17 protein-coding genes are annotated in these 16,681 nt (G+C 59.4%); 8 read left to right on the top strand and 9 right to left on the bottom strand.

The window, feature by feature from the left end:
* Positions 1–39 precede the first annotated feature (39 nt).
* Positions 40–915 carry an alpha/beta hydrolase gene (locus ACSBQV_RS03365; protein WP_099783025.1) on the top strand — a complete coding sequence of 292 codons (876 nt, stop codon included), beginning with the start codon at positions 40–42 and terminating at the stop codon, positions 913–915.
* On the opposite strand, the gene ACSBQV_RS03360 is transcribed toward ACSBQV_RS03365, so the two are convergent.
* Complete coding sequence (locus ACSBQV_RS03360) at positions 842–2,059, bottom strand: MFS transporter (protein ID WP_099783023.1); 1,218 nt, start codon at positions 2,057–2,059, stop codon at positions 842–844. The genes ACSBQV_RS03365 and ACSBQV_RS03360 overlap by 74 nt on opposite strands.
* Positions 2,050–3,216: a serine hydrolase domain-containing protein gene (locus tag ACSBQV_RS03355; protein WP_099783021.1), complete on the bottom strand. Its 1,167-nt coding sequence runs from the start codon at positions 3,214–3,216 to the stop codon at positions 2,050–2,052. Before ACSBQV_RS03355 ends, ACSBQV_RS03360 begins: the two co-directional genes overlap by 10 nt.
* Before the next feature lie 121 nt (positions 3,217–3,337).
* On the opposite strand from ACSBQV_RS03355, the gene ACSBQV_RS03350 reads away from it, so the two are divergent.
* The gene (locus ACSBQV_RS03350; protein WP_099783019.1) at positions 3,338–4,222 is read left to right on the top strand and encodes a LysR family transcriptional regulator; all 885 of its coding nucleotides are present in this window, start codon (positions 3,338–3,340) and stop codon (positions 4,220–4,222) included.
* An 84-nt stretch (positions 4,223–4,306) separates the two neighbouring features.
* Here ACSBQV_RS03350 and ACSBQV_RS03345 read toward each other — a convergent pair whose 3' ends face one another.
* From ACSBQV_RS03345 to ACSBQV_RS03335, 3 genes are all read right to left on the bottom strand, one after another.
* On the bottom strand, positions 4,307–4,441 hold the full coding sequence (locus ACSBQV_RS03345) for an AcrZ family multidrug efflux pump-associated protein (protein ID WP_033643027.1): 135 nt from the start codon (positions 4,439–4,441) through the stop codon (positions 4,307–4,309).
* Positions 4,442–4,634: 193 nt separating this feature from the next.
* Positions 4,635–5,105 (bottom strand): Rrf2 family transcriptional regulator, encoded by a 471-nt coding sequence (locus ACSBQV_RS03340; RefSeq protein ID WP_099783017.1) that lies wholly within the window; start codon positions 5,103–5,105, stop codon positions 4,635–4,637.
* Between the two features lie 131 nt (positions 5,106–5,236).
* Positions 5,237–5,632, bottom strand: a complete 396-nt coding sequence (locus ACSBQV_RS03335; RefSeq protein WP_099783015.1) for a DUF427 domain-containing protein — start codon at positions 5,630–5,632, stop codon at positions 5,237–5,239.
* Between the two features lie 231 nt (positions 5,633–5,863).
* Between ACSBQV_RS03335 and osmB the strand changes: the two genes are divergently transcribed.
* Positions 5,864–6,076 (top strand): osmotically-inducible lipoprotein OsmB, encoded by a 213-nt coding sequence (gene osmB / locus ACSBQV_RS03330; RefSeq protein WP_004940700.1) that lies wholly within the window; start codon positions 5,864–5,866, stop codon positions 6,074–6,076.
* A gap of 155 nt (positions 6,077–6,231) precedes the next feature.
* On the opposite strand, the gene ACSBQV_RS03325 is transcribed toward osmB, so the two are convergent.
* The gene (locus tag ACSBQV_RS03325) at positions 6,232–7,779 is read right to left on the bottom strand and encodes a methyl-accepting chemotaxis protein (protein ID WP_210403943.1); all 1,548 of its coding nucleotides are present in this window, start codon (positions 7,777–7,779) and stop codon (positions 6,232–6,234) included.
* A 414-nt stretch (positions 7,780–8,193) separates the two neighbouring features.
* Between ACSBQV_RS03325 and ACSBQV_RS03320 the strand changes: the two genes are divergently transcribed.
* From ACSBQV_RS03320 to ACSBQV_RS03310, 3 genes are all read left to right on the top strand, one after another.
* The gene (locus ACSBQV_RS03320; protein WP_099783011.1) at positions 8,194–9,432 is read left to right on the top strand and encodes a hypothetical protein; all 1,239 of its coding nucleotides are present in this window, start codon (positions 8,194–8,196) and stop codon (positions 9,430–9,432) included.
* 49 nt (positions 9,433–9,481) lie between these two features.
* Positions 9,482–9,877 (top strand): polyketide cyclase, encoded by a 396-nt coding sequence (locus ACSBQV_RS03315; protein ID WP_060439980.1) that lies wholly within the window; start codon positions 9,482–9,484, stop codon positions 9,875–9,877.
* Positions 9,878–10,113: 236 nt separating this feature from the next.
* On the top strand, positions 10,114–10,314 hold the full coding sequence (locus tag ACSBQV_RS03310) for a hypothetical protein (RefSeq protein ID WP_071605288.1): 201 nt from the start codon (positions 10,114–10,116) through the stop codon (positions 10,312–10,314).
* Positions 10,315–10,387: 73 nt separating this feature from the next.
* On the opposite strand, the gene ACSBQV_RS03305 is transcribed toward ACSBQV_RS03310, so the two are convergent.
* Positions 10,388–12,106 (bottom strand): penicillin-binding transpeptidase domain-containing protein, encoded by a 1,719-nt coding sequence (locus ACSBQV_RS03305; RefSeq protein WP_033643023.1) that lies wholly within the window; start codon positions 12,104–12,106, stop codon positions 10,388–10,390.
* Positions 12,107–12,213: 107 nt separating this feature from the next.
* Positions 12,214–14,139 (bottom strand): penicillin-binding protein 2, encoded by a 1,926-nt coding sequence (gene mrdA / locus ACSBQV_RS03300; protein WP_162997223.1) that lies wholly within the window; start codon positions 14,137–14,139, stop codon positions 12,214–12,216.
* Between the two features lie 296 nt (positions 14,140–14,435).
* Between mrdA and ACSBQV_RS03295 the strand changes: the two genes are divergently transcribed.
* Positions 14,436–14,717, top strand: coding sequence for a YjcB family protein (locus ACSBQV_RS03295; RefSeq protein ID WP_046898399.1), 282 nt, complete (start codon positions 14,436–14,438; stop codon positions 14,715–14,717).
* Positions 14,718–14,754: 37 nt separating this feature from the next.
* Here the strand turns inward: ACSBQV_RS03295 and ACSBQV_RS03290 are convergent, their stop codons facing one another.
* Complete coding sequence (locus ACSBQV_RS03290) at positions 14,755–15,204, bottom strand: MarR family winged helix-turn-helix transcriptional regulator (RefSeq protein WP_099783009.1); 450 nt, start codon at positions 15,202–15,204, stop codon at positions 14,755–14,757.
* A gap of 261 nt (positions 15,205–15,465) precedes the next feature.
* Here ACSBQV_RS03290 and ACSBQV_RS03285 point away from each other — a divergent pair, with 261 nt between their 5' ends.
* On the top strand, positions 15,466–16,665 hold the full coding sequence (locus ACSBQV_RS03285; protein ID WP_033650443.1) for a multidrug efflux MFS transporter: 1,200 nt from the start codon (positions 15,466–15,468) through the stop codon (positions 16,663–16,665).
* The last annotated feature ends 16 nt before the right edge of the window (positions 16,666–16,681 follow it).

Raw genomic sequence — 16,681 nt, 5'->3', positions numbered from 1 at the left:
GATGATGAAGACATAACGCATAACAATCCGGAGAAACGCATGAACATCGATCTGACGTTTGAAGACCTGAGCGCCCGCGCCGCGCAATACAACGCCCGCGCTTCGGTGGAGGATTTTGACGCCTGCATGGCGGACTATGCCGCGCTGGCGCAGCGCGCCAAAGCGCAGACGCCGGGCATTTACGATCTGCGCTACGGCATGAGCGCCGCCGAGCGTCTCGATCTGTTCCCGGCCAGCGCACAACCCGCCCCGCTGCTGATCTTTATTCATGGCGGCTACTGGCATTCACAGCGCAAAGAGGAAGCCTGCTCGATGGCCGCCGCGTTCGCCCGCCGCGGTGTGGCGGTCGCCACGCTGGAATATACGCTGGCGCCGGAAGCGACGCTGGCGGAGATCGTGCATGAGGTGCGCAGCGCCGTCGCCTGGCTTTATCATCACGGGGCGCCGTTCGGCATCGATCCGGCGCGCATTTTCGTCAGCGGCAGTTCGGCCGGCGGCCACCTGTGCGGCATGCTGATCGCCGACGGCTGGCAGCAACGCTATCGCCTGCCGCCCGATGCAATCAAAGGCGCGCTGGCGCTGAGCGGCCTCTACGATCTGCGCCCGCTGTGCGATATCTACATCAACGACTGGCTGCACCTGACGCCCGAACAGGCGCAAACTCTCAGCCCGCTGTTTTTGCTGCCGGCGAGAGCGCATGCGCCGCAAATCCTGCTCGACGTCGGCCACCGCGAAACGCAAGGCTTCAAAAACCAGACGCAGGCCTATTATGACGCCTGCCTGGCGCGCGGTCTCGACGTCCACCTGCTGGCCGACCGCCACTGCAATCACTTTACGCTGGTCAACGAGCTGGCCGATGCGGAAAGCGCGATGTTTCGGCAGGTGATGGCGATGATCGACGCAACGCAACGGTAGCCTGCCGCTGCAACCGCAGCCTGGCGGCGATCGTAATCACCGCCAGCGCGGCGAATAAGGCTCCGCACAGCAGGCTGCCCTGTAGCCCCCACGCGGTGATGAACCAGCCGCCCGCCAGCGAGCCCAGCGCCACGCCCAGATTGATAAAGGCGATATACAGCCCGGTGGCGAACGCCGGCGCCTGGGGGGCTTCGGATGTCAGCCAGATCTGCGTCACGATCAAACCGCTGGTGTGCGCCGCTCCCCAATACAGACAAAGCGCTGTCATCGAACCGATATTCGCGCTGCCGTAGTGATACAGCAGCGCATAAGCCGCAATCAAGGCTAGCGGGTGCAGCAGCACCGTCAGCGCTCGATGGCGGCTCAACCCCTTGCCGGCCAACAGGTTGCCCGCGACTCCGCCCACGCCGAACGCCACCAGAAGAAAGCCGATGGCGCCGCCGCTGAGGCCGATTTCACGGCTGAGATATTCAGCCGCGTAAGCATAGACGGCGAACATGGCGGCAAAGATCAGCACGCAGGTGATGATATTCAGCCACAGCGTCCCGCTGCGCAGGATCGTCAGCTGTTTGCCATAACTGAGGCGCTGAACGGCGACGTCGGGCAACCGCATCAGCAATCCCGCCGCTGCCAGGAGATTGACCCAGGCACAGAACCGGAACGAGGCTTCATAGCTGAACTGCCCGGCGATCCATTTCGTCAACGGTATCCCCAACACCATGCCCATGCTGGTGCCGATGAACGCATAGGCGGTTGCTTTGGTGGCCTGATGCGGGGGATAAAGCGCCGCGGCCGCCACCATGGCCAGCGAAAAATAGATCGGATGAAACAACGCCGGCACAATGCGCAGCAGCATGAGCATGGTGAAGCTGTCCGTCTGAGCGGACAGCGCGCTGGCCGCCGCGAACACGGTCAACGCGATCAACAACATGCGTTTGCGATTGAATCGCGACGCCAACAGCACCAACAGCGGCCCGAGCAGCGCGATGGTCAGGGCGAAGATCCCGACCAGCCAGCCGGCCTGCGCCGTGGAGATGCCATACCGTGCGATGATCTGCGGCAAAATGCCCACCACGCCGAACTCGATGCAGTAGACGCCGAACAACCCCAGCGCGATAAAGAAAATCGGCGGCATCAGGCGCATTGCATCGCTCCCGTCGCGGCATAGACCGCCTGACAAATCTCGCCGACAAAGGCGCCGGACATGCCCTCCAGCGCCGTGTTGGTAAACGCGACGACGCTGAGCTGCCGGACAGGATCGACGAACCAGGAATGGCCATAGGTGCCGCCCATGCGCCAGGTCCCCACGGACTCCCGCGTTTGCGCGGCGATGGGGTCTTTCAGTACGGTAATGCCGAGGCCGAAACCGCGCCCCGGCCAAAACGGCATCGACAAATCACCGATCTGGTTGCTGGTGAACGCCGTCACCCAATCGGTTGGCAGCACCGGCGTTCCTCCCTGGCGCAACGCTTCCAGCAGGCGCAGGAAATCCTCGGCCGAGCCGACCATGCCGGCGCCGCCTGAGGCGTAAGCCAACGGATCCAACGCTCGCGCCGGCGACAGATGAAAACCGGCGCTGCCATCGATAAAGGGTAAATGATCCGGTTGGCGCAGGCGGCGCGGCTCGCCGGGATGATCGGCGTAAGCGGCCGCCAAACGTGCAGGATCCACCGCCAGGAAATCGGTATCCGTCATCGCCAGCGGCCCGGTCACCCATTTTTTTACTGCCTGCGCCAGCGGCAGGCCGCTCGCCTGTTCGATCGCCGCGCCCAGGACATCGGTCGCGATGGAATAGCGCCACGCCGCGCCGGGCGGAGCCAGCAGAGGGGCGCAGGCAATACGCCGCACGTTCTCCTGCAGGCTGACAGACGCCTCATCCATGCCGTCGGAGACCGCCGATTGGGCGTAGAATCCCCCTTCCGGCTGGAAAAAACGGTAGCTTAGTCCGGCGGTGTGGGTCATGAGATGCCGTAGCGTCATCAACGGCGTGGTGCCATCCGCCAGCCGCGGACGAAAATGCGGCAGCCAACGGGTGATGGGATCTTCCAGCTGCATACGGCCTTGCGCCATCAATGCCAGCGCCGCCGTGGACACGATCGGTTTGGATACCGAAGCCAGACGGAACAGCGTATTGAACGCCATCGGCCGGCCGGCTTCGCGATCCGCCAGCCCCGCCGCGCGGCGATAAAACGTATCGCCCCCCTGCGCCACCAAAACCACTGCGCCAACCAGCCGTTTTTCCGCCAGCGCGTTATCGATCGCCCGGTCTATCACGCCCGCGGTATGCCCATATGCACTCATCGTCATTGCTCCAGATAATCAGCCCATGCTGTAGTCACCGAGCATAGGGCCTGGCGATTAGCGGAAAAACAGGCTAGATTTCCCTTCATAACGGACATTAACGTCCGCAATAGGACAAACGATGGATAACTTAGCCGGCGTGAGCGCCTTCGTGCAGGCCGCTGAAACTCTCAGCTTCGTTGACGCCGGCCGCGTGCTCGGCATCTCGGCCTCGGCGGTGGGGAAAAGCATCGCCCGCCTGGAGAACCGACTGGGCGTGCGTCTGTTTCACCGCAGCACCCGCAGCATGACGCTAACCGCCGAGGGGCGGCGGTTTCTGCTGCGGTGTCAGCGTATTCTGGAGGAGATGGCGGCGGCGGAACGGGATATCAGTGATACGCATAGCGCGCCGCGCGGCAAACTGCCCGTCAGTCTGCCGCTGGTGGGAGGCCTGTTAAATCCGGTATTGGCGGAATTTGTCCGGAACTATCCCGATATTGAGCTGGAAGCCGATTTTTCCGACCGTCGGGTCGATGTCGTAGAAGAAGGTTTTGACGCCGTAATTCGGGTAGGCGAAACCGAGGACTCACGCCTGATGAGCCGCCAGTTGGGCACGTTTCATCTGCAGTTGGTGGCCGCGCCCGATTACCTGCATCGTGCCGGGATCCCGCTTCAACCGGCGGATCTGCATGGACATGCCGGTCTGTTATACAAATTCCCCTCTACCGGCAAAGTGGAACCCTGGCCGCTTGAAGGCTGGGAAAAGCGAATCGAGACGCTGGCGCACCGGTTGGTTTGCAACACCGTCGATACCCTGATTTATCTGGCGGAAAGCGGCCAGGGCATCGCCTGTTTGCCGGATTTTGCCGTAAAGCGTGCGCTGGAACAGGGACGATTGCAGCAGATATTGCGCGAGCATTGCCGCCACAGCGGCAGCTTTAAAGTCCTGTGGCCTTCCAGCAAACACCTGACGCCGAAACTGCGGGTGTTTATCGATACGCTGAGCGGGCGGCTTTTTCGGGATTAGATGGGGACTTACACCAGGAAGCAATCAGAGAGAAGAGAAATGCGAGGGAGCCGGAGGGCAACAATCGCCCCCTGGCACACTGACTCAGCCGTTTTTGCGGCCGATAGCGGAAAAGACGTTGAACACTTCACCCAGGCCGTAAATCGCGCCGAGCAAGACGGCCACCATTACCGGCACCAGGACCACCACGGTGGCCAAGCTTTCAATCATTTCTAACATCGTTCTCTCCTGGTTTATAAGCACAGCGAATCTGCGCCGGAAGAAAAGGTTTCCGGCCAAACGGTCGATTATCGTGGGGAGGCAGTCTAAAACGTGAGCTACATCACACTTGATGCGAGCTAATGTAACTTACACAATTACATTAACGCAATGCAAAAAATGCTCTGCGCGGAACGGGGTTTGGCGTGATTTTTTATTGCGTATCTGCTTGATATTGCGGTGAACAAGGGACGAAGGGATAGCCGGCGCGCAGCTCGACCTGCCCGGCCATTTCGGCGATGCTGGTCTGTGCCAGGCTGGCTTCCAGCGCGTGGCCGACGCGCGCAAACTCTTGCTCCAGCACCGGGGTAATGGCGTGGCCGATATAGCACGCCTCGTTAGGCCGGGAGCGATGCAGCGTGAAATAAGGTTGATCCTCCACCGCGCGATACACGTCCAGCAAAGAAATCGCTTCCGCCGGCCGCGCCAACAGCGCCCCGCCGCCTTGCCCCATCTGCGAATAGGTCAGCCCCGCCTCCGCCAACGCCCCGAGAATGCGCCGCACCACCGTCGGATTGGTGTTGACGCTGCGGGCGATATCTTCGGAACGCACCGTCTGGCCGCGACACAGCGTGATGTTGGTCAGAATATGGATGGCAACGGCAAATCGCGTAGAGGTAGACACCTTGGCACCTGCTCAGAGTTTCGCTTATGTCGGATTGAAACATAAGGAAAGCGTATCAATTTCCGGTAATACACATAATGAGTAGGGATAAGTGGAATGTCAACCTGCCCCCGCCCGAAGGCGGCGGCGGCTCAGGCTTCGGTACGGATCGCCGTGACTTTGTCGGGATAAAATGCCAGATGATCCTTGATCGCCACCACGGCGTTGTAAGGCATTTCATAGCTCCAGGCCACATTGTCCCCCTGTGGGCCGTTCAGCGTGAGGGAGAAATAACTGCAGTCGCCCTTATAAGGGCAGTAGCTCACATGCGTGCTTTTATGCAGCAGCCGCATATTCACATCCTCACGCGGAAAGTAAAACACCGGCGGATAGTTGGCTTCCTGCAAGATGAGCACATGACGGCTGTCGGCCAGGATTTGGCCGGCGCCGCGCACCACGACCCGCGTCGGATGGCGGGTCAGCGTAATCGGATGGTCCGGGCCGGGAATTTTCACCGGTTTGCCGGATGCGGAAACGAGCTCGGACATGGCGGCCTCCAGCGTGTGCGCCCCGCCCCTCGTGAGGCGTCTTCCCAGTATAGCCGAACGGTTTTGCCGACGGCCGCACATTCGGCGAGCGATCGCTTTTCACCGCGCCAAAATTAAGAATTTTTACCTGTTCGATTTTCTTTCGGAGGAATACATTCATCCCAACTTCTACCGGCGAGTTAATCGGATTATTTTTAATCCATTAATTAGCCAATTTACCAGGAACTCATTATGAATATTAAACGTGCCGCGGGTGTGTTGGTGGTGGTAATGGCGACGCTTTCCGTTACCGCATGTGGGCATATGTCCAATCGCGATCGCAACACGGCGATCGGTGCGGGCGTCGGCGCCGTGGGCGGCGCGGTATTGACCGACGGCAGCACGCTGGGCACCCTCGGCGGCGCAGCGCTGGGCGGCATCATCGGCCACCAGACCAGCCGTTAATTCTCCCGCCAAAAATAACCTCCGCAGGCCGACACTTTTTTAATCCATACGCGCCGGCCTGCTTTTATTTACTCCGCTGAAATTCCTCAGGGAGCGAACCTAAATAAATAACGTTAAGCGCGGCTTTATTATTCATTAACCTGCGCCAGGGTTATTTATTGCGCCGGCAGCCTGAAACGCGCCATCGCTTTTTCCAATCGTTCCGATTCGTCCTGCAGCAACTGCGAAGCCTCAGTCACCGCGTTCACCACGGCGCCGGTTTGCCGCGCCACCTGATTCAGCCCGGCGATGCGCGCCGTCACGTCCTGAATGCTCTCCCCCTGATTGAGCGACGCCAGCGAGATCTCCCCCATCAGTGCGCTAAACGTGTTCACCAGATCGATAATTTGACGCAAATTGCCCGCCAGCAGATCCACCGCTTGCGAACCCTGATCGATTTGCTGCAACGAGCGGTTGATCAGCTGCTGAATATCGCGCGTAGAATGGCTGCTCTTCTGCGCCAGCAGGCCCACTTCTTTAGCGACAATGGCGAAACCGCGGCCGTGAACGCCGGCGTGCGCGGCCTCGATCGCCGCATTCAGCGCCAGAATATTGGTCTGAAACGCCACGCTGTCGATCAGCGCCACAATGCCGCGCATCTCGGCCGATTGGTTGACGATCCCTTGCATCGAGACGTTGACGGTTTGCATCATCTTTTCACCGGCGCCGGCGCACTGCCTGGCCTGTTCGGTGCGTTGATTGGCCAGCTGCGCGTATTGGCCGTTTTCTTCCACCCGCGCCGCCAACTGCTGCACGTGCTCGGTCGCCAACTGCAATTCGCCGTCCTGCTTCGCCGACTGCGCCGTCAACTGTCGATTGCCGTCCGCCAGCCGCCCGACGCCGTTCAGGATCCCGCTCGCCGCATCGCGCACCTCACTCACCAGCCGCTGCAGGCCGTTTTGCATGTGGCCAATGCTGGTTTGCAACTGACGCATTTCGCGGTTAACCGCCCGTTCAGGCGGCAACGGCCGCGAAAGATCGCCGGCGGCCAGCACGTTGAGATGGGCGATCGCCCTTTGCAACGGTGCGATCACCCAACGAGCAACGCCGAACCACACGCCCAAGGCGATCAGCGCCAACGCCGCGAGCGCGCCGAGCGCATAGGTTTTGGCCTGCTCCAGCGCCGCCAATTGCCGCACGTTGACGTCATCGCCGCGTCGTTCGTTCAGCGCCTGATAAGCAAGATACTTCTCGTTGAAATCCGCCTGAAAAGCCTGGATCGGCACGGCGAAAAACGCATCGATGCTGTCGCTGCGTTGCAGCCCTTGCGCCTGCTCCTTCAAACCGTCATAGAACAGGCGATAACTGCCTTTCAGGGCGTCAGCGGCCTCGGGCGCCGTCTCGCTCAGACGCTCAAACCGGGCGAAGGCCTGCTCTGAAGCCTGCAACGCCGCCAGCGATTCATCCAGCAGGCTATGCCAGCTGCCGTCGGAGCCGGTGGCTTTATCCTGCAGATAGTAAATGCCCGCACGGTTCAGGGTATCGCTGGCCGTCAGCAGCGACAGCCTGGCGCGATCCATCGCCGCCTGCTGGCGATGCAAGGCGTCGCCCGTCACCAGGTTAATCTTGGCGTCGCGCAGAATATTGGAAATAAATACGGTGGAAAACAATTGCAGCAGAGAAAATAGCGCGATAACGCAAATTACGCCGCTTAATAACCCCATACTTTTGCCGAAGCCAAACGCGCGCGGCAGTGCCGCCGCAGATTTTACCCTGCGGCCCAGTGTCAGTTTTATGTTCATGATTTTTAGTCAGTAATACCAGGATGCCGCGAGTCTAACGAGCATTGATGACACTAATATTTCAGCCTGCTGTGTGCCGCCCCCGCCGACCAAAACAACCCAATAATCGGTATTGCCCGTCAACTCTCATTTTTACTTCTTGACTTGTTTAATACCGGATTTATAGTTTTCCCATTAAAAAAGAAACAAAGTTTCATATATTAACCGGCGCTAAATTTAATATATGAAACGCTCGATAAAATCGTCTCAAATATAAAACCGATGAGCGTAAGCACCCTGTTCACAGGTGAAACTCGCTCGCCTTAATAAACAGTCTACTTTCTTCAGGGGCCTGGCATGCGCAAGATTACGCTTTGTTTTTTCCTTGTTTCACCAGTGAGTTATGCAACCGTCGCCGCATTGTCCAACGACGTTGCCGCCACCGCGGCGCCGGTACAAAAAAGCCGTCCGGCATTTCCACATATTCATTGGCAAAGCGAGGATAATAAAAAGAATATTGATATCGGCGGCGCACTGCGCGCCAATTATCGCTATGAAGACTGGCACAGCAGCAATTATCGGAATCCTCCGCATTTACGCTTTGACGCCTTTCGCATCGATGCCGCCGGCCAGGTAAACGACGCGTTTTTCGATAGCGGATTCTGGTTTCAGGATCGGCGCAAATACGCCATCGACCGCGCCTATGTCGGCTACCATCTGTCTGAGCATTCCGCCGTGCAGCTCGGCGCGCCGTTCAAACCGTTCGGCCTGATGCCCTACCCGCAGTTCGGCTGGTCGTACGGCATTCCGTTTTACCTCGGCTTTGGCGTCAACACCGGGCTGGGCGCCAAATACCAATACCAGCATGACGATTGGGCCTTCGACGCCGCCTACTACCCGCGCATGATGCCGACCGGCGTGCGTTACGCCCCCGACGTCGCCAGCTACGACGATCTGAAAAACACCAACTACGCGTCACAGCACCTGCAGCGCAACGAAAAACGCGATCAGGTAAACCTGCGGCTGACGCGCGCTTTCCATCAGGGCGGCTGGAACAATGAGCTCGGCGGTTCGCTGGCGGCCTCGCGGCTCTACAACCAGGCGACCGGCGATAACGGCAGCTTCTGGGCGGCAGGCTTACATACGCTGGTGAATTACGATCCCTGGCATCTGTCCGGCCAGGTGATCCGCTACGGTTACGACGCCAAAGGCCCGGCCGGGGCCAACAATTCGGTGATCCTGATGGGGGGCAACGGCCTGACGCCGGCCTATCTGATCCCGTCGCAGGCCACCACCGCCGCCATCAACCTGGCGCGCGACGTCGACGTGCCCTGGGGGCCGGTGAAAAAGCTGCGGTTCTATAACGATTACAGCGTGCTCTGGAAGGACAGGCACGGCGGCTCCGACTCTAAAATGAACACGCTGGGGGTACAAGTGTTCGCCATGCCGGTGATGCTGTGGGTGGATCTGACCTGGGCGCAGAACGCCAACCCGTGGGGCGGCGTAGAAAACGCCACCGGTTGGACCGGCACCCAGTCCCCCGGCAGCAATAAATGGTATTTTCGCACCAACGTGAACATCGGTTACTACTTCTAAGCGCGGCGGGATCTACACTGAAGTATCGCCGCCAATCGGAGAAATCACGATGCTGAGCGCACAAACGCTGCATGTTACCATCAACCGCCCTTGTGACGAGGTGTATGCCTTTCTCAGCCAGCCGGAAAACTTCCCCTTGTGGGCCAAAGGGTTAGCCAACAGCTTGCGGCGAGAAGATGAAGACTGGGTGGCGGACACCCCGCAGGGGCGGATCCACATTCGCTTCAGCGCGCCAAATGCCTTCGGCGTGCTGGATCATTGGGTGACGCTGCCGGACGGCGGTGTGGTCTACGTGCCGCTGCGCGCGCTCGCCAACCGGCGCGGCACCGAGGTGATCTTCACTCTGTTCCGCCAGCCGGATATGGACGATGCGCTGTTCGCCCGCGACGCCGGGCTGGTGAACGCCGATCTGCAGGCGCTGAAGCATTACCTTGAGCCCAGCTAACCGCTTGTTGGAACATTTATTTCAATGAAAGACAGCAATTGCGTTCGGGAAAATAGAAAATAAATGTTGTTTTTAGATGTTGATATAAATATTCAATATAAATATCAATCAATGAATCAGGGCGCATCCATAATGAAATCTGCCGTAGACGTTATGCCAACAAATTAATACTCTCATTAGCGCTCGTCGTGTAACGGCAAGCATGGGACTCTATTTTCATTAATTAAGGAAGAATGATGAAGTTATCAAATCTGATGCTGCTCACAGCGATTTTAGCCACCACCGTTAGCCTCCCTCTCACCGTTAATGCTACCGAACGCCCGGCAGGCTACTGCTCAAGAATCTACTCACCGGTACCTTACATCACCAAAGAAGGTAAAACTATTCAGGCACCCAATGCTTGCGTAGCGAAATGGTGGGCAACTCAAGGGAAATAACGCGTAAGTCAAACTCGTTGTATTGAAGCGTGGGTCAGACATTTTCTGACCCACTCACTTCCCGCTTAAATCCTCACCCTTTAACCGACGACACCACATTGAGCGGCTGGGCATCCGGCAGGATATTCATGTGCTCCAGCACCTGGGCCATGATCTTGCCGAACACCGGCCCGGCTACCGAGCCGCCGAAGTGCTTGCCGGCTTTCGGGTTGTTGACCATCACCACCAGCGCCACCTGCGGATCGCTGGCCGGCGCCACGCCGGCGGTATAGTTGATATAGCCGCCGTCGTATTTGCCGCTGGGGCCCATTTTCTCGGCGGTACCGGTTTTGATCGCCAAACGGTAGCCGGGCACCGCAGCACTCACCCCGCTGCCGCCCGGCAAGGCGTCGCTTTCCATCATATGCACCACGGACCTGACCGTATCGGCCGGCAAAATGCGTTGCCCCATCACCGGCGGCGTCACCTTAGTGATCGACAGCGGCCGATAAATGCCGAAGGAACCGATCGCGGCATACTCGCGCGCCATTTGCAGCGGCGTCACGCGCAGCCCATAGCCGAAGGAAAACGTGGCGCGTTCGATATCGGCCCAGCGCTCGCGATGCTGCGGCAGGTAGCCGCTGCTCTCGTTGCCGATGCCAAGCTCGGTCGGCCGCCCCAGGCCAAAGCTGCGGTAGACCGCCGGCAGCACGGTGGCAGGTAGCGCCAGCGCAATGTGCGATACCGCGATGTCGCTCGATTTTTGCAGCACGCCGGTGATGGTCAGCTTCGACCAGTGGCCGACGTCCTTGATCAGGTGACCGTTCACCCGATACGGCGTGGTGTCCAACACGGTATCCGGCCGAATCAGCTTATGTTCCAGCCCCACCATCACCACGACCGGTTTCACCGTCGAACCCGGTTCGAAGCTATCGCTGCTGCACACGTTGCGGATATCTTTCGCCGGCGTGCTGCCATAGTTGTTCGGGTTGAACGACGGGTAGCTGGCCATGCCGAGGATTTCGCCGGTGTCGATTTTCACCAGCACCGCGCAGCCGGAGTCGGCCTGGTTAGCCACCACGCCGTCGCGGATCTGCGCATAGAGCACATACTGGATAAATTTGTCGATGCTGAGCGTCACATTCGGCGGTGGAACCGGATCCACGCTTTTAATCACGCCGATCACCGCACCGCTGCCGTCCTTCTGGTAGACCCGCAGGCCGTTTTTACCCTGCAGCAACGGGTTGAAGCCCAGCTCGATGCCCTCCAGCCCCTGATTGTCCTGGCCGACGATGCCGATCAGTCCGGCCGCGTCCTGGCCCATCGGATAGAAACGGCTGAAATCCTGCTCGGTGCTGACGCCGGTCAGGTGCAGTTTGCTGATATAAGCGGCGTTGTCGTCCTCCACCTTGCGCGCCAGGTAGACAAAGCGTTTGTGCGCGTTGCTCTGGATCAGATGCTGCACGTCCGCCAGCGGGATCTTCAGCACGTTGGCCATGCTCTGCCAGCGTTCGTTGCCGGTATCGGTCTGGGTATCGAGAATATGCTTCGGATCCAGCACGATGTCTTTCGACGACACGCTGACCGCCAGCGCCTCATTGTTGCGATCGGTGATCATGGCGCGGTTGGTCGGCACTACCTGGGTGCGAATCGAGCGCTGATCTGCCTGGTTCGCCAACTGCTGGTGTTCCAGCAGTTGCAGGTAACCGACCCTGAACGCCAACAGAAAAAAACAGACCAGCATGCCGGCGCAAATCCAGCCGAAGCGAACTGTGGAATAGGTTTTACCGCTCTTTTTGGTCGATGGCGCCACTGTTGTGTTAACCCTGCGTTTTTATTCGGTTTATCGTGTTATTTCAGTCTACCTTGCCGGAAATGGTCAGGAGATTGCAGTTTGTAAGAAAGTAAAAACAAACCGCATCACCGTTGCACATCCGCACTGTCGTTTAACTGCGGTTTAGTTTGCGCCGCGTCGCCGGGCTGCGGCGCGTTGGCCGGATCGAAAATGTGGTCGAGGATCGCGCGCGCGGTCGGCCCCGCCACCACGCCGTCGCCGCCGCCGTTTTCCAGGATCAGCGCCATCGCCACCCGGGGGTTTTTGTAGGGGGCGAACAGCGTATAAAAGATGTGATCGCGCAGCCGCACCGGAATCATTTTGGCGTTGTAAGTCTGGTTTTGCTTCAGGCTGAACACCTGCGAGGTGCCGGATTTAGCGGCAATCTGGTACGGCGCGGTATGGAACAGCTTGTATCCGGTGCCGTTCGGCAGGTTGGCCATGCCGTACATGCCGTTGCGCACAATGCCCCAGTAAGGCGAACGGGGATCGCCAATCTGCAGCGCCTGCGTCGGCGGCTGATAACGCGTGACCCGGTTGCCCTGCTGCAGCGAATACAGCAGGTGCGGCGTTTTCACCTTACCGTTGTTGATCAGCGTAGTCAGCGCTTTCACCATCTGAATAGGCGTCGCCACCCAATATCCCTGGCCGATGCCGACCGATACCGTATCCCCCTGATACCAGACTTTTTTGTGCACCTTCAGCTTCCAGTCGCGGCTTGGCAGCACGCCGCGGTACTCTTCGTTCAGATCGATGCCGGTCGACTGGCCGTAACCAAACTGGCTCAGCCAATGGTGAATGCGATCGATGCCCATCTCATACGCCACCTGATAAAAGAAGGTATCGGCGGACTCTTCTATCGCTTTGGTGACGTTGAGCATGCCGTGACCGGTCTTCAGCCAGTCGCGATAGCGCCGCTCGGTGCCGGGCAGCGTCCAGGTCGGCGCGCCGAAAAAGGTGGTGGTAGGCGTGATCACCCCGGCAAACAGCGCCGAAACCGCCATGTAGGGCTTCACCGTCGACGCCGGCGGGTACAACCCCTGGGTGACGCGGTTGATGAGCGGCAGATCCGGGTTGCGGAGCAGCGCCTTATAGGCCTGATAGCCGATGCCTTTGACGAAGGGATTGGGATCGTAACTGGGGCTGGAGACCATCGCCAGAATGCCGCCGTCGCGCGGATCTTCCACCACCACCGCGGCGCGTTGCCCCTTCAGCACCGATTCGATGTACTGCTGCAGCGGCAGATCCAGCGTCAGGTAGATGTTTTTGCCGGCCTGCGGCGGCTGCTCCTTCAGCAAGCGGATCACCCGCCCGTGGTTATCCACCTCCACCTCCTGATAGCCGGTGGTGCCGTGCAGCTCGGACTCGTAATAGGCCTCGATGCCCTGTTTGCCGATGTTGCGATCGGCGGCATAGTTCTCGCTCAACCCGGCCTTGTCCAAGCGCTTGAGATCGCTGTCGTTGATCTTCGACACATAGCCCAGCACGTGCGCCAGCTGCGCGCCGTAAGGATATTCGCGCTGCTGATAGGTATCGATAGTCACCCCGTCGAAACGGTATTGATTGACGGCGAAACGCGCCACCTCGGTGTCGTTCAGCCCCGCTTTTAGCGTTATCGGCTTGTAGCGGCTGTTGTGGTGCATGTCGTCGCGAAACGCGCTGATATCTTCCGGCGTCAGATCGACGATCGGCGTCAACGCCTGCAGCAGCGCGGCCATGTCGGTGATTTTGCTGGGCGTGATCTCGATGCGATACAGCGTCACGTTTCGTACCAGCGGAATGCCGTTGCGATCGAAGATCAGCCCGCGGCTCGGGGCGATCGGCAACATCTTGATGTCATTCTGGTTGGAGCGCGTCTGGTAAAAGCCGTGCTGGCGAATTTGCAGCCGGTAGAGGTTGACGACCAGCGCGCCGAAACAGACCACCACCAGCGCCAGCGCCACGGCCGCCCGGCGGATAAACAGCATCTCTTCCGCGGAGTGGTCGCGAATTTTTTCTTTTAACAGGGCCATGCGGAGCCGATACCTTTTGCGTCACATTTCCCCGCAAAATCAGGGAACTGAAAAGCCGGCAAGCATAGCGTTATCGGGCGCGACGCCCCATGAAAAGGTTGCTAATGAAATGGCATAACTGTTTCAGCATATTGGAATGTTACCGGCGGCGATTTTTTCACCGCGCGCCCCATTGAGCCGCCGTTCCTCTCAATGCTACAATGTGATCCTTATCACACTATTACCGTTATTCTCCTCCGCATTTTCCTGTCGGCGCCCTGCCGGATGCGGCTTTTTGTTACATAGGATCGAGTTCGATGAGTACCATTGCCACCGGTTTAATCATGATGCGCTGGGAGTTGCTGAGCGCCGTGATGATGTTCTTCGCCAGCCAGTTAAACGTCGTTTGCCGTAAAACCAGCCGCAATGGCATGGCGTTCATGTTCAGCAGCCTGGGCCTGTTTACCGCCTGCTGGTTCGTGATGGGCCTGATGGGCATTCACTTCACCCTCGAAGCCTTCGCCCAATTCTGGTCATCGGCCTGGGATCGCTACGTGGACGTGGTCAGCACCATGCCGGTCGATTGGCCGATGCCGTAATCTCGCCGCTGGGGGGCAACTCAGGCCGCCCCTGCAATCAGTCCGCTTCCGCAGACGGCGCCGCCGCCAGCCGCGCCATCAGCACCCCCGCTTCGAGCAACAGCGCCTGCTCCCGCTCGGACAGACAGCTTTCCATCGCCGCCAGCAACCACGCCTCGCGTCGGACGCGGCTTTGCTGCAGCAAACCCAGCCCGGCGGACGTCAGCCGCACCCGCACCCGGCGTTTGTCTTCGGCATCCGGTGTGCGCACCAGCAGCCCATCGGCTTCCAGCTCGCGCAACGCGGCCGCCAGGTTTGAGGAGCGCATACGCTCCGACTCCGCCAGCAACGACGGCGTCGCCTCGCCGCCATGGCGATCGATAGCCCCCAACAGCATCAACTGGGCCCAGGATTTTTCGTCGCTGCGCGACTCGCGCCGCATGCGGCGCACCAGCGACATTAACTGCGTGCGCAGCAGCGTCACGTCTTCAGGATGATCTTTTTTCATTGGCATCAGTCGATAACGTTCAGTTTGTCCCTACTTCCACATCGCCGGATCGCGCAGTCAATGGCGCCCCGTTCGGCCACCGCGCGCTTCTGGCTTAACCCATTTATCTATGATAATATAGCTATTAATATATAGCAAAAAGACACTGCAGCTGGCAGGGTTACGTTTGCTCACGCATTTGCCCCCTCGCTGACTAATTCGCAGTGTTATTATTATTTTGCTTAACAAATCCCTCCTCATTCAACGTGGTACGATAAGCCGATGGAAGCGTGGAAAGTCAATCTGATCTCGGTCTGGCTCGGGTGTTTCTTCACCGGGCTGGCGATGAGCCAAATCCTCCCTTTTCTGCCGCTGTACGTCGAACAACTTGGCGTCAGCGATCATCAATCCCTCAGCCTGTGGTCCGGGCTGGTATTCAGCGGCACCTTTTTGGTCTCGGCGGTGGTGTCGCCGCTGTGGGGCAGCCTGGCCGACCGCAAAGGCCGTAAGCTGATGCTGCTGCGCGCTTCGCTGGGCATGGCGATCGTCATCGCGCTGCAGGGGCTGGCCACTAACGTGTGGCAGCTGTTCGCGCTGCGCGCCCTGATGGGGCTGACGTCCGGCTATATTCCCAACGCCATGGCGCTGGTCGCCTCGCAGGCGCCGCGCGATAAAAGCGGCTGGGCGCTGGGCACGCTCTCGACCGGGCAGATCTCCGGCGTGATCGCCGGGCCGCTGCTGGGCGGGCTGATGGCCGACCATCTGGGGCTGCGGGTGGTGTTTTTCGTCACTTCCGGGCTGATGTTCGTCAGTTTCCTGGTGACGCTGTTCCTGATTAAAGAGCGGCGCATCACGGTGAAAAAAGCGGATCAGCTGAGCGGCAAGGCGGTATTCCGGTCGCTGCCCTATCCGGCGCTGATCGTCACCCTGTTCGTTTGCACCCTGATGATTCAGCTGGCCAACTCCTCCATCAGCCCGATCCTGACGCTGTTCATTCGCGAACTGTCGGGCAACGTCAGCAATATCGCCTTCGTCAGCGGCATGATCGCCGCCGTGCCCGGCATCGCGGCGCTGATCTCCGCGCCGCGCCTCGGCCGGCTCGGCGATCGCATCGGCACCGCGCGCATTCTGATCGCCGCGCTGCTGTTCACCACCGGCCTGTTCGCCGTGATGGCCTGGGTGAATACGCCGCTGCAGCTGGGCATTCTGCGTTTTCTGCTGGGCTTCGCCGATGGCGCGCTGATGCCGGCGGTGCAGGCGCTGCTGCTGAAGTATTCCTCCGATCAGGTGACCGGGCGCATCTTCGGCTATAACCAGTCATTTATGTATCTGGGCAACGTGGTCGGCCCGCTGCTGGGTTCGGGCATTTCGGCGATGATGGGGTTCCGTTGGGTGTTCGCCGTGACGGCGGTATTGGTGCTGTTCAATGCGCTGCAGCTGCGCCATCAGTTCAAAAAAGTGCAGCCTAAACGCGCGGGATAGCGGGGAATGCGAGGGA

Origin of the sequence: Serratia sp. B501 (genome assembly GCF_051172315.1) — a bacterium.
Classification (GTDB): domain Bacteria; phylum Pseudomonadota; class Gammaproteobacteria; order Enterobacterales; family Enterobacteriaceae; genus Serratia; species Serratia ureilytica.
Note: the sequence above shows the minus strand (reverse complement) of the source record. Positions and strands in the feature narration are given on the sequence as shown.

Excerpts from the sequence above, each read along its gene's own strand:
- osmB (WP_004940700.1), top strand. The coding sequence starts at position 5,864 with ATGAATATTAAACGTGCCGCGGGTGTGTTGGTGGTGGTAATGGCGACG.
- ACSBQV_RS03365 (WP_099783025.1), top strand. The coding sequence starts at position 40 with ATGAACATCGATCTGACGTTTGAAGACCTGAGCGCCCGCGCCGCGCAA.
- ACSBQV_RS03355 (WP_099783021.1), bottom strand. The coding sequence starts at position 3,216 with ATGAGTGCATATGGGCATACCGCGGGCGTGATAGACCGGGCGATCGAT.
- ACSBQV_RS03320 (WP_099783011.1), top strand. The coding sequence starts at position 8,194 with ATGCGCAAGATTACGCTTTGTTTTTTCCTTGTTTCACCAGTGAGTTAT.
- ACSBQV_RS03315 (WP_060439980.1), top strand. The coding sequence starts at position 9,482 with ATGCTGAGCGCACAAACGCTGCATGTTACCATCAACCGCCCTTGTGAC.
- ACSBQV_RS03295 (WP_046898399.1), top strand. The coding sequence starts at position 14,436 with ATGAGTACCATTGCCACCGGTTTAATCATGATGCGCTGGGAGTTGCTG.
- ACSBQV_RS03350 (WP_099783019.1), top strand. The coding sequence starts at position 3,338 with ATGGATAACTTAGCCGGCGTGAGCGCCTTCGTGCAGGCCGCTGAAACT.
- ACSBQV_RS03290 (WP_099783009.1), bottom strand. The coding sequence starts at position 15,204 with ATGAAAAAAGATCATCCTGAAGACGTGACGCTGCTGCGCACGCAGTTA.
- ACSBQV_RS03310 (WP_071605288.1), top strand. The coding sequence starts at position 10,114 with ATGAAGTTATCAAATCTGATGCTGCTCACAGCGATTTTAGCCACCACC.
- ACSBQV_RS03345 (WP_033643027.1), bottom strand. The coding sequence starts at position 4,441 with ATGTTAGAAATGATTGAAAGCTTGGCCACCGTGGTGGTCCTGGTGCCG.
- ACSBQV_RS03360 (WP_099783023.1), bottom strand. The coding sequence starts at position 2,059 with ATGCGCCTGATGCCGCCGATTTTCTTTATCGCGCTGGGGTTGTTCGGC.
- ACSBQV_RS03325 (WP_210403943.1), bottom strand. The coding sequence starts at position 7,779 with ATGGGGTTATTAAGCGGCGTAATTTGCGTTATCGCGCTATTTTCTCTG.
- mrdA (WP_162997223.1), bottom strand. The coding sequence starts at position 14,139 with ATGGCCCTGTTAAAAGAAAAAATTCGCGACCACTCCGCGGAAGAGATG.
- ACSBQV_RS03335 (WP_099783015.1), bottom strand. The coding sequence starts at position 5,632 with ATGTCCGAGCTCGTTTCCGCATCCGGCAAACCGGTGAAAATTCCCGGC.
- ACSBQV_RS03285 (WP_033650443.1), top strand. The coding sequence starts at position 15,466 with ATGGAAGCGTGGAAAGTCAATCTGATCTCGGTCTGGCTCGGGTGTTTC.